The organism is Gorillibacterium massiliense (genome assembly GCF_000455485.1).
GTDB lineage: Bacteria > Bacillota > Bacilli > Paenibacillales > NBRC-103111 > Gorillibacterium > Gorillibacterium massiliense.
The window spans coordinates 20,904-32,106 of sequence record NZ_CBQR020000147.1 but is presented as its reverse complement, the minus strand read 5'-3'; the positions used below and the strand labels follow the sequence as shown (position 1 = coordinate 32,106).

The following is an 11,203-nucleotide window of genomic DNA, read 5'->3' as shown; positions in this document are numbered from 1 at the left end:
CTCCCACAAGTTCACTGAACTCGTGAGAGGCTTCCGTTTAATTTTGCAATAGTGGCAGCTCAGATAACCTACGCCTGATTAGGCTTTAGGTTATCAGATTACATCATGCCGCCCATTCCGCCCATGCCGCCCATGTCAGGCATAGCCGGCTTGTCTTTTTCCGGTTTGTCGGCGATGACAGCCTCGGTGGTGAGGAACATGGCCGCAACGGAAGCTGCGTTTTGCAGCGCGGAGCGGGTAACCTTGGTCGGGTCGACGATACCGGCTTGGAACATGTTGACCCATTCGCCGGTAGCGGCGTTGTAGCCGATGCCTTTGTCTTCCTTCTTCAGGCGCTCAACAACAACGGAGCCTTCTTGGCCTGCGTTGGTGGCGATGATGCGAACCGGCTCTTCCAGAGCGCGGAGCACGATGTTGACGCCGGTTTGTTCGTCGCCATTGGCTTGAACTGCGGCTACTGCAGCGTATACGTTCACCAGGGCGGTACCGCCGCCGGAGACGATGCCTTCTTCAACCGCAGCGCGGGTGGAGTTAAGGGCGTCTTCGATGCGCAGCTTGCGCTCTTTCAGCTCAGTTTCGGTAGCAGCGCCGACTTTGATGACGGCTACGCCGCCGGCCAGCTTGGCCAGACGTTCTTGCAGTTTTTCTTTATCGAACTCGGAAGTGGTTTCTTCCAGTTGGATTTTAATTTGTTGGATGCGGGAGCCGATGTCTTTCTTGTCGCCTGCGCCATCCACGATGATGGTGTTTTCTTTGGTCACGCGAACTTGACGGGCACGGCCCAATTGCTCGATGCCAGTGCTCTTCAGGTCAAGACCGAGTTCTTCGGTGATGACTTGGCCGCCGGTCAGAGCAGCGATGTCTCCCAGCATGGCTTTGCGGCGGTCGCCAAAGCCAGGGGCTTTAACGGCTACGCAAGTGAAGGTGCCGCGCAGTTTGTTGACGATCAAGGTAGCTTGTGCTTCGCCTTCTACGTCTTCGGCAACGATCAGCAGCGGACGGCCTTGTTGCACGATTTTTTCCAAAACCGGCAGGATCTCTTGGATGTTGGAGATCTTCTTGTCGGTGATCAGGATGTACGGTTCGTCCAGTACAGCTTCCATTTTGTCCGTATCGGTGATCATGTACGGAGAGATGTAGCCGCGGTCAAACTGCATGCCTTCTACCACTTCCAGATCGGTGGTGAAGCCTTTGGATTCTTCAACGGTTACAACGCCGTCATTGCCCACTTTTTCCATAGCTTCGGCGATCAGTTGACCCAACTCGTCGTCAGCAGCGGAGATTGCAGCAACTTGCGCGATGGATTGCTTGCCTTCGATCGGCTTGGCGATTGCGGCCAGTTCTTCAACGGCAGCTCTCACAGCCTTCTCGATACCGCGGCGGATGACCATCGGGTTAGCGCCGGCGGTTACGTTTTTCAGGCCTTCGCGGATCATCGCTTGAGCCAGAACCGTAGCGGTGGTGGTGCCGTCACCGGCAACGTCGTTGGTTTTGGTAGCGACTTCTTTAACCAGTTGAGCGCCCATGTTTTCGAAAGCGTCTTCCAGTTCGATTTCCTTAGCGATGGTAACACCGTCGTTGGTGATCAGCGGGCTGCCGAATTTCTTTTCCAATACGACGTTGCGGCCTTTCGGGCCGAGGGTTACTTTTACTGCGTTTGCAAGGGCGTCAACCCCGCGCAGCATGGCGCGGCGTGCGTCTTCGCTAAACTTGATATCTTTAGCCATTAGTTATTAACCTCCTGGTCATTGTGGGATAAGTATAGAACCGGCCGCCTAGGGGCCGGCGACAAGTCATTGCTTTCGCTCGCGATGCCTTAAGCCAGAACGGCCAAAATGTCGCTTTCGCGCATAATCAAAAGCTCACGGCCTTCAAATTTCACTTCAGTCCCAGCATATTTGGAGAAGATGACACGGTCGCCTTCTTTAACTTCCAACGGTACACGCACACCGTCTTTGAGGACGCCGGCGCCTACAGCAACGACTTTCCCTTCCTGCGGTTTCTCCTTAGCCGTTTCTGGAAGAACGATACCGCTTGCAGTGGTCTCCTCCTTCGCAATTGCTTCGAGCACAACGCGATCACCCAAAGGTTTGATCATGGAAAAACTGCCTCCTTTTGATATGTAGATTTAGCACTCGACCATCATCAGTGCTAACAACAATTTCTATGATAATAATTTTGCCTGGAATTTGCAAGTGAATTCTAGGTAAAAAGCGAATCATTTTGCCCCGTACTCGGCTTCCCATCTTTTTTCCGCTTCCAGTTGCTTCCGGTAAATTCTTCGAGACAGCGTCACACTAAGCTCATACAGCAAAATCAAGGGGAGCACGATGAGCAAATTGGACATTAAATCCGGAGGAGCGATCAAAGTGGACAGCACCACCAGTACGAAGTAGGCGTACCGGCGCATTTTTTTCAGCCGCAATGGGTTCAAGATCCGGAGCTTCGTCAAAAACATAATCAGCACCGGCAGCTCAAACAGCAGCGCCACCGGCATGACGATATTGAGCATGAACGAAAAATACTGATTAATGCCGTACATTTCCTCCACATGCAGGCTGCGGTTCAGGCGGATGGCAAACTCCAGCGCCATTTGAAACACGACCAGATAGGCAAAGGCAACGCCCGCCAGAAACAGCAGGACGGAGATGGGAATGTACTTGAGGGTCGCTTTGCGTTCTGCCGGGTGCAGACCGGGGCGGACAAACGCCCAAAGCTGGTACAAGGTAAAAGGCAGGGTGATGCCGACGGCGATGAAAAACGCCAGCTGCATATAGATGCGGATCGAATCCCCCGGGGACAGCGCGTGCCATACCGTGTCTTTGGCGTGACCGACTCCTTTAAGGAAGTCCAATACGGGAACGGAGAGGAAAAAGCCCCCGATCATCGAGACCACCAGCATGGCGACAATCCAGATGATGCGCCGGCGAAGCTCCGTCAGATGCTCCGTAAGCGACATCCCTTGGTTCTCCGTTTCATGCTCTTTTTCACGATCCTGATTCATCGGTTACCCCATTAATCCGGAAGCCTGCGCTTGCGGTTCGGTGTTTGTTGGTCATCTGTCGACTGCTCCGTCTGGTGAACAATCACATCCTCGGAACGGATCTCTTTGCGGATGGGCGGCTTCAATTCTCTGGGCGGCTGCTGCTGAGTTTGGGTATCTTCAACGTCGTCCATTATATCTTTGGCGCCTTTTTTGAATTCGTGCAGCGTTTTGCCGAAAGCACGTCCCAGCTCCGGAAGCTTATTCGGGCCAAAGACCAGCAAAGCGACAATGACGATTAAAATAATCCCTACGACACCGGGTCCGTGAAACATGGCAGTTCATCCCTTTCATCATATAAAAATAAAACTGTTTATCGTTTGTTATCCATCGTTTAGCCTGCAGGACGTTACAGTAATATTAATTCACGCATCCAGACGAACGGTTTCAGCATCCGTGCAAGCCGCCGTAGCCCATAGCCACGATCTCTTGCCGGGTGATGATCTCACCGGCGCAGATCCGGGGCAGCAAAACGTCGAAGGATGTGTACGGATCGTGCATCACACAACCCGGCAATCCCATGACCGGCACTCCGTCCAGGTAAGCCATCATCAGCATGGAGCCGGGCAGCATCGGCGTCCCGTAGCTGACGATGTTGGCTCCGGAGCGGCGGATCGCACCGGGGGTACGGTCGTCGGGATCGACGGACATGCCACCGGTGACGAGGATGAGATCGACGCCCATCTCCCGAAAGCGGTGGATTTCCTGGACGATGCCGTCACTGTCGTCCGGGACAAGACGCTGCTCGACGACCTCAGAGCCGAGGTCCGCCAGCTTAGCCCGCACCACCGGGCCGAACTTGTCTTCGATCAGCCCTTTGAACACCTCGCTGCCGGTGGTGACGAGACCGGCCCGGAGCGGCTTAAAGGGCTTTACCCAAACCGGTCCGCCTTGCGCACCGGACCGCTCAAGCGCCGCCGCCTCCACCCGCGCCACCCGTTCCTCCTCGGTGACGAGGGGAATGACGCGGCAGGCGGCAACGGTTTGCCCCGCCTTGACGGCGGTATCGGTGCGCAGCGTGGACACGACCACCTGCTCGACGGCGTTGGCGCCGTCGACAAAGGTCCGGTCCACCTTCACCAAACCGCTCAAGGCGGCATTCAAGCTGACCTTGCCCTCATGGGGCTCGGTCAGCGCGATGTTTGCGCCGGCGGCGGCAGCGGCAAGGCGACGGGCCGCGTCGTCTTCATGCAGCCAGCCCTCCGCCAGGCGCAAAATGTAGATATGCTCCTTGCCGATGCGGAGGAGCGCCGGGATGTCCTCCTCTCGGATGACATGCCCTTTGCGAAACAAACTGCCCTTGAACGTTCCGGGCAGAATCTGCGTCAGATCGTGAGCGAGCACCATGCCTACCGCATCCTCGACCCGCACCTCTTGGAGCATGGATTCCGCCCTCGTCATGAATGATCTTCCGAATCTGTCCGCTGCGACAGGATTCCGAGAGCATGGGGCAATTGATCGATCACAGCCGCGAGGGATTCGTGCACCCCTTTAGGGCTGCCGGGCAGGTTGATGATCAACGTCCGGTTGCGGATGCCGGCTACAGCCCGGGAGAGCATCGCCCGGGGCGTCCGCTGCATGCCGGCAGCACGCATCGCTTCGGGGATGCCCGGAGCCAGCCGATCCACCACCGCCATCGTCGCCTCCGGTGTCACGTCCCGAGGCGAAAAGCCCGTTCCGCCTGTGGTCAAAATCAAATCCGATTGATAGTAATCCGCCATCTCAATAAGAGAAGCCATAATTTCCTTTACTTCATCCGGTACAATACGGTACTCAACGATCTCGCCCTGCAGCTCTTCCTCCACCATCTCGCGGATGACCTGAGCGCTGGTATCCTCCCGTTCGCCCCGGGAGCCTTTATCGCTGGCCGTTAAAATCGAAACTTTCCAGCGCATGGGATTCGCCTCGCTTTCTTGTCGGAGCTTCTTTCATAATGGATTGCGGCTTCGCCTAAGGAAGTATAAACATTCGCGAGGCTTCAAGGTGCGGCGGTTTCCCGTTTATAATCCCCGCTTTTGCCCCCCGTTTTCTCGAGCAGCCGCGTCATCCCCAGCTCCATCCCTTTATCCAGCGCCTTACACATATCATATACCGTCAACGCCGCGGCGCTTGCCGCCGTCAGCGCTTCCATCTCGACGCCCGTAGGCCCTGTCGTCCGTACGGTGCAGACGATGCGAAGCTCATCGGTTCCGTTGTCGGAAAAACGGATATCCGCCCCGGACAGCGGCAGCGGATGACACATAGGAATCCAATCGGAGGTTTTTTTCGCCGCCATGATCCCGGCTACCTGGGCTACCGCCAAAACGTCGCCCTTTTTCACCGTCCCTCCTTTGATCGCCTCCAGCGTCTCCGGCTTCATGCGTACAAAAGTCTCGGCCACAGCCGTTCGCAGCGTGTCCGGTTTTCCCGCCACATCCACCATACGGGCGCGGCCTTGTTCGTTAAAATGGGTCAAACCTTCATTGTGAGCCACGCAGCACCTCCTTTTTCTCTCTATCGCGGCATATCCGCCGTTCTCGTTATAACCCCGCTTGGTCAATCCATGGTGCCTGCAGATCTTTTTCGCTAAAAAAACAGCTTTCCGTCAGTACGGCGTCGGCATATTGATCATACTTTCCGAAAGGAACCCGCTCAACAATCTGAAGATCAAAGGCAAGAGCGAGCTTAAATGGTGCTGACGAGGCCGGAAGATCGCCTAGAAAACGGTCATAATAACCGCCGCCATATCCGAGTCTGCCGCAACCGGAATCAAAAGCGACGCCGGGAAGAAGCAAAAGCTCGGCTTTCGAGAAATCCTCCACCAGCGGGCAAAGCTGCGATGGCTCGCGTATTCCCCAGACGCCCGGCTCCAGATCGGAAAGGCCGGATGTCCGCCGCCACTCCAGCCTTTTTGGGGCGGATCGCGAAACCGGGGCGGCTACCGAAATCCCCCTCTGCCAAAAGCGCTCAATCAGCGGCAAGATATCGATCTCCCGGCCAAAGGGCATATAAACCAGCACCAGCGAGTCCGGTGAAAAAGGAAATGTCGCCAGCAATTGCTCAGCTCGGTCGCAAATAGCCTGGGAATACCGGCTGTGCAGGTCCGGCTGAAGCGAAGAACGAAGGGCGATGATCCTTCGGCGCATATCTTCTTTTTGGATGCGAATCACGTTTGACGCAAGCACGAAAGCATCACTCTTCATTAATAATGATAGTCGAATTGAAAGTACTTTTATTTTATCACAGCGCCCTTTGAAGAAAAAGCAAATCGGACGTTGCCGCCCCTACCCGACCTTTCTATGCTTTTTTTGCGGAAAGTTTAGGTATAGAAAGCCGTTTCCGCTTCTGCTTTCCCGGCGTTTCAGGTAAACTGATAATGGAGTGAGTATTTAATCACTCGATGCAAACCAGAATTTAGAGTTGGAGGATGTACCGCCATGCTTCTGCAGGCTGTCAATATCAGCAAAAGTTACGGCGTCACCAGTATTTTGACGCAAATTTCGATGCAAGTGAACGAAAGGGAAAAAATCGGCCTGGTCGGCGTGAACGGTGCCGGAAAATCGACCTTTTTGCAAATTATTGCCGGGGAAATGTCCTATGACAGCGGCGATATCTATAAAGCGAAGGAAGCTCGCATCGGCTATCTGGCCCAAAACAGCGGCCTCTCTTCGAACAAAACCATCTATGAGGAAATGCGGGAGGTCTTCGCATCTCTCATTGCCGTGGAGAAGGAACTACGGGATCTGGAAATTGCCATGGCCAGCCCCGAGCTGCACCAGGACGCCAAGCGCTATGAAGACACCCTGAACCGCTATGCTGCACGCTCCGAATGGTTCCGGGAAAAAGGCGGCTACGCCATGGAGGCGAAAATCCGCGGCATCTTAGGCGGCATGGGATTCGGCGATTTTCCGCCCGACACGATCATCAACACCTTGAGCGGAGGCCAAAAAACAAGATTGGCTTTGGCGAAAATGCTGCTGCAGGAGCCGGACTTGCTGCTCTTGGACGAGCCGACCAACCATCTTGATATCGCCACTCTCACTTGGCTAGAAGATTATTTGCGGGGATATCCTGGCGCCATCGTCGTCGTCTCTCACGACCGTTATTTTCTCGATGCTTTGGTGGGCACTATCTATGAAATCGAGCGGAAAACGTCGAAGCGCTATACCGGCAACTACTCCCGTTTCATTGAGATAAAAGCGGCGGAATACGAATCCCAAATGAAGCTGTACGAGAAACAGCAGGATGAGATCGCCCGCATGGAAGATTTCATCCAAAAAAACATCGTCCGGGCGTCCACGACGAAACGCGCCCAAAGCCGGCGCAAGGCGCTGGAGAAAATGGACCGCTTGGACAAACCGATGGGGGATTTGAAGCGCGCCTCTTTTTCCTTTCAGATCGACCAGACTACCGGCAAGGATGTTTTGGAGGTAAACGGGCTGAGCTTTTCGTTTGACGGCGCAACCAAGCTGTTTCAAAACGTCGACTTCCAGTTGAACCGCGGGGATACAGCGGCTCTCATCGGGCCGAACGGCATCGGCAAATCGACGCTCCTCAAAATCCTCACAGGAGATCTGCAGCCGGACACCGGCCTGTTCCGCTGGGGGGCAAACGTAAAGCTGGGCTATTACGATCAGGAACAAAAGGAATTGAACCCGCAAAACACCGTGCTAGAGGAGCTGTGGAGCGCCTACCCCCATCTGGAGGAAGCGCGTATCCGGACCGTGCTGGGCAATTATCTGTTCAGCGGAGAAGATGTTTTCAAGAAGATCTCATCTCTTAGTGGCGGTGAAAAAGCCCGGGTCTCACTGGCCAAGCTGATGCTGCTGAATGCCAATGTGCTGATTCTGGACGAACCGACCAACCACCTGGACCTGTATAGCAAGGAAGTGCTGGAAGCCTCCCTCATGGATTACGAGGGGACGCTGTTATTCATCTCCCATGACCGCTACTTTCTGAATAAAATGGCGGAACGTATTTTAGAGATGTCGTCTTCAGGAATCGAACCTTATCTCGGTAATTACGATGATTACACAGAGAAAAAGCGCGAGCTGGCGGAAATGCGCGATAATGGAGAGATTCCGGCTGCCGTCAGCGGTTCATCCACTTCCTCCGTTGATCGAAAAACAACCGTTCAACCCTCCGTCAGTGAATCGTCACCCAAAACGTCGGATTACGAAGCGGATAAGCTGGCCAAGCGGGAAGAAAGAAGCCGCCAGCGAAAAATCGAACAGACCGAAAAAGACATCGCCCGGCTGGAAGAGGAAATCACCGCTCTTGAAGAAGAACTCGCTTCTCCCGATGTGTATAACGATTACGTGCTTGTCCAGGAAAAGAACGAAGCGATCGTTGCCCGCAAAGAGGGGCTCGCCCGCTGCTATGAGGAATGGGAGACACTGATGGAAGGTTGACTTCTTGATTTTCCACTCAAAGGAATTTCAGGATTGGATAGATATGGTTATCCACCTTATCCACATGCTTATCCACATTATTAACGTCATGTAAAGCCCGTTGTCGCAAGGTTTTCGTCACAAATCGTCAAATCTATCCCCATTATCCACAAAACCTGTCGATAAGTTATCCGCAAAACCATCAACAACGCCGATGCCCGTTTCATCTTGTTTTTTGGATTTATACACAAAAGTAAAAGGAGTGTGGATAACTTCTATCCACACTCCTTATTTATGCACACGCGGCGGACTGGTACTCAATTTGCGTAAGACAGCCCTTCGAACACGTCGAAGGCCTGCAAATCGCTTCCCTTCAAGCCGACGAAATCTTCCACCTCAAACCATCCTTGACGGCTTCCATCTTTAGATACCACTAGACACCAAGCGATATCGTCCGAAGATTTAATCAACACTTTATCTCCCGGCTGCAGCGTCCAGCCAGTTTCGGCGCTGCCTTTGTCTTTCAAGAGAGCAAAGCTTTTCAACACCGTGACTTCGGTGTTCATGTCATATAATGCCCTTGGGATTGCCTCCAACTTGCGGTCAGCCGTTAAGCGGTAGTCTTGCTCGTGAAACCAGGTTTGCAAAATCTGCCCCCGCTGCCGGGAGGTGACCAGCGTGCCGTCTCCGTTCAGAGTGACGGAGCTGCCGCTGCCTTGAATTTTACCGAGACTAATCACGTTGCCGCCTTCATCGATGGAAAAATACATCGTTTTCGGATCGGAGCTGGGGCCTTCCTCAGGGATGGCAATTTCCCGGTAACGGTCGCTTTTATCCAGATCAACGATGGCAATCGAGCCCGTCAAATTGTTGGCCAATCCGGCATATTCCTTGCCGTTGACCTGCAGCTTCAGCTCGTAATCCCCTTTCTGTCCGCAAAAGGTGATCACATCGGCCAAGCTGTCGCCGTTCAAATCCACCGCCAGCTGCCGGCATTCTTTTTCCACCTGGTCATTAGGAGACTCCGGCATGGTAAAGAGCTCAGCGATCTTTTTGCTTAACCCATCGTTATAGGAATAACCCGCATCAAAATCGATGGACCGGCTGGAGATCGTCATATGTTTTCCGTCGCTGCTTACAAGGGTAACCAGCAGATCGTCCCTCACTCCCAATCCCGGGTTTGCTGCTGCAGTCGCAGCAGGCTCCGCAGTCCTTTTCGTCCCTGTCCCGGTTCCGGCATTCGCTCCGGTAGACCGCTTCAGTTCCAGAAAACCGACGGCTTCAGCCCATTTGACTACAACAGCGGGATCCGTATAGCGGCTCACAGCCCCGGAACTACGGTTAACGGCATAAAGAAGATTGATAGCCGCATAATTTCCCGGATATTTGGATTTTATCGAGTCCGCGCTAAGGCTTACAGGGCTTGGCGAACCCATGGGCGAAACCGTCGGTCCCAGCGGTTTGTTCGGCTGAGTCTCGATTCCAGGCTTCACCGGGGTAACCGGATTCGATAGGCTGGGTGGACTGGATTTCGTCGTCCCCTTTTGATGCTGTTGGGATGGAGACGGCAAAGCCGTTGGAGCCAACACTGGAGTAGGACGAGCCGAAGCACGGGTAGTCGATACTGGTGCCGTTGCCGAAAGATCTGCGGACACTGTCGATTTTGGAGCCGTTGAATTTGTCGCCCCTGTTGTTTTTGTCCCGTCCTTCTCTTTGCTCACTCCGCCGCACCCTGCGACTCCGACGGCAAGGGCTAGAGAAAGAACACCGAGTCCGACCAACATCCGCTTTTTCACAGGAACCTCCCCTTTCCTCGCTGCTTTATCGCCTCATGTGCCCTATGGGTACCTTACGGTAAAAATGGTTTCCGGCCACTATCATTCTCCTATATGAAACGATAGAAAAGGAGAGAAAGTTGCATGGCTAGACAAATTCCTCCTGCATTTCCGAACTGTCGGTGACTAGTCGCGGAAAACCGGCTCGGCTCCAAAGCCACAAAGGAGTATGCACATCGATAGGCGCAAGGCCGCTTCCGGCCAGTGCTTTTTCCCACGCATCCGCGGTTATTCGCCTGTCTTCGGCAGAACCTTTTAATATATTCGCAGAACATAGCCCCAATCGGACCGTGCCTTGCAAAATGTGCGTATCTGCAGCAATAGTGATGAGTTCCCTGGATTTCCATTTCACTCCCGCGTAGGTTTCCAGCACATACAGCCAATAGTTGAAGATTTTCGGGCCGGACAGATAGGGAAACTCCGCTTTTCGCTTGGTCTGCATCATCGATTTTAATTCGGCTATGTCAAAATGGGCGGATTCGAGCAATCCGGACACGTCTCTCTTTTCCGAAGAGTGTGCGATGCCAGCAGCGACCTTTTGCCAAATCTCCGGGTGCCGGTTGGGTTGCAGGGCAACGCGGTGCTTATGCAGCCCTTGACGCAAAGCATCCAGGTCGCATTCTGCGGCAGTGAGCGGATGAAAGACCCAGCGCGTGTCCTCGTCTTGGTACGTGCGGGCAACCGCCTGCCATAATGCATACGCGCTTCTTTGATAATTCAAAGACATACCCAAAGTGAGCACGCCCAGACAATCGTCCCGTGAGACAATGCCGGTCAAAGCATCTTCCGGCATCGTTTCGCCGCCAAGCCGGCCCTCGGCATACATCTGCATAAGCCTGTTAATATTTTCGAGAAACGCAGTCTTCTGCACGCTCCTTTGTCATTCCTTTCTTGGTGTACGACCCCTCCATATTTTAGCACTTTTCGCAAACGAAAACAGAGGAGCTCCTGGGAAC

The 11,203-nt window shown here is 53.9% G+C and carries 11 protein-coding genes; 1 reads left to right on the top strand and 10 read right to left on the bottom strand.

Translation table 11 applies throughout. From position 1 onward, the window contains the following. Window positions 1–98: 98 nt before the first annotated feature. The 8 genes from groL to TJ79_RS20290 all read right to left on the bottom strand — a co-directional run bounded on the left by groL (window position 99) and on the right by TJ79_RS20290 (window position 6,225). On the bottom strand, window positions 99–1,727 hold the full coding sequence (gene groL, locus TJ79_RS20325; protein ID WP_040952174.1) for a chaperonin GroEL: 1,629 nt from the start codon (window positions 1,725–1,727) through the stop codon (window positions 99–101). Window positions 1,728–1,816: 89 nt separating this feature from the next. Beyond that, a complete protein-coding gene (groES, locus tag TJ79_RS20320; RefSeq protein ID WP_040952173.1) occupies window positions 1,817–2,098 on the bottom strand; it encodes a co-chaperone GroES in 282 nt (93 codons plus the stop codon). 120 nt (window positions 2,099–2,218) lie between these two features. Continuing rightward, window positions 2,219–3,004, bottom strand: a complete 786-nt coding sequence (gene tatC / locus TJ79_RS20315; protein WP_052339805.1) for a twin-arginine translocase subunit TatC — start codon at window positions 3,002–3,004, stop codon at window positions 2,219–2,221. A gap of 11 nt (window positions 3,005–3,015) precedes the next feature. Then, window positions 3,016–3,318 (bottom strand): twin-arginine translocase TatA/TatE family subunit, encoded by a 303-nt coding sequence (locus TJ79_RS20310; protein ID WP_040952172.1) that lies wholly within the window; start codon window positions 3,316–3,318, stop codon window positions 3,016–3,018. Between the two features lie 112 nt (window positions 3,319–3,430). Further along, on the bottom strand, window positions 3,431–4,426 hold the full coding sequence (locus TJ79_RS20305) for a molybdopterin-binding protein (protein WP_081757040.1): 996 nt from the start codon (window positions 4,424–4,426) through the stop codon (window positions 3,431–3,433). A 14-nt stretch (window positions 4,427–4,440) separates the two neighbouring features. Beyond that, the gene (locus tag TJ79_RS20300; RefSeq protein WP_040952170.1) at window positions 4,441–4,938 is read right to left on the bottom strand and encodes a MogA/MoaB family molybdenum cofactor biosynthesis protein; all 498 of its coding nucleotides are present in this window, start codon (window positions 4,936–4,938) and stop codon (window positions 4,441–4,443) included. Window positions 4,939–5,021: 83 nt separating this feature from the next. Continuing rightward, window positions 5,022–5,516 carry a cyclic pyranopterin monophosphate synthase MoaC gene (gene moaC, locus TJ79_RS20295; protein WP_272944761.1) on the bottom strand — a complete coding sequence of 165 codons (495 nt, stop codon included), beginning with the start codon at window positions 5,514–5,516 and terminating at the stop codon, window positions 5,022–5,024. Window positions 5,517–5,562: 46 nt separating this feature from the next. Beyond that, window positions 5,563–6,225: a 5-formyltetrahydrofolate cyclo-ligase gene (locus tag TJ79_RS20290; protein WP_081757039.1), complete on the bottom strand. Its 663-nt coding sequence runs from the start codon at window positions 6,223–6,225 to the stop codon at window positions 5,563–5,565. 234 nt (window positions 6,226–6,459) lie between these two features. On the opposite strand from TJ79_RS20290, the gene TJ79_RS20285 reads away from it, so the two are divergent. Continuing rightward, entirely contained in the window at window positions 6,460–8,433 is a 1,974-nt protein-coding gene (locus TJ79_RS20285; protein ID WP_040952169.1) for an ABC-F family ATP-binding cassette domain-containing protein, read from the top strand. Window positions 8,434–8,729: 296 nt separating this feature from the next. Here the strand turns inward: TJ79_RS20285 and TJ79_RS20280 are convergent, their stop codons facing one another. Both TJ79_RS20280 and TJ79_RS20275 read right to left on the bottom strand, forming a co-directional pair. Beyond that, window positions 8,730–10,208 carry a hypothetical protein gene (locus TJ79_RS20280; RefSeq protein WP_040952168.1) on the bottom strand — a complete coding sequence of 493 codons (1,479 nt, stop codon included), beginning with the start codon at window positions 10,206–10,208 and terminating at the stop codon, window positions 8,730–8,732. 127 nt (window positions 10,209–10,335) lie between these two features. Further along, window positions 10,336–11,118, bottom strand: a complete 783-nt coding sequence (locus tag TJ79_RS20275; protein WP_052339803.1) for a hypothetical protein — start codon at window positions 11,116–11,118, stop codon at window positions 10,336–10,338. Window positions 11,119–11,203: the final 85 nt, after the last annotated feature.

Coding starts and splice junctions, on each gene's coding strand:
- TJ79_RS20290 (WP_081757039.1), bottom strand. CDS start 6,225: ATGAAGAGTGATGCTTTCGTGCTTGCGTCAAACGTGATTCGCATCCAA.
- groL (WP_040952174.1), bottom strand. CDS start 1,727: ATGGCTAAAGATATCAAGTTTAGCGAAGACGCACGCCGCGCCATGCTG.
- groES (WP_040952173.1), bottom strand. CDS start 2,098: ATGATCAAACCTTTGGGTGATCGCGTTGTGCTCGAAGCAATTGCGAAG.
- TJ79_RS20300 (WP_040952170.1), bottom strand. CDS start 4,938: ATGCGCTGGAAAGTTTCGATTTTAACGGCCAGCGATAAAGGCTCCCGG.
- tatC (WP_052339805.1), bottom strand. CDS start 3,004: ATGAATCAGGATCGTGAAAAAGAGCATGAAACGGAGAACCAAGGGATG.
- TJ79_RS20285 (WP_040952169.1), top strand. CDS start 6,460: ATGCTTCTGCAGGCTGTCAATATCAGCAAAAGTTACGGCGTCACCAGT.
- TJ79_RS20305 (WP_081757040.1), bottom strand. CDS start 4,426: ATGCTCCAAGAGGTGCGGGTCGAGGATGCGGTAGGCATGGTGCTCGCT.
- TJ79_RS20310 (WP_040952172.1), bottom strand. CDS start 3,318: ATGTTTCACGGACCCGGTGTCGTAGGGATTATTTTAATCGTCATTGTC.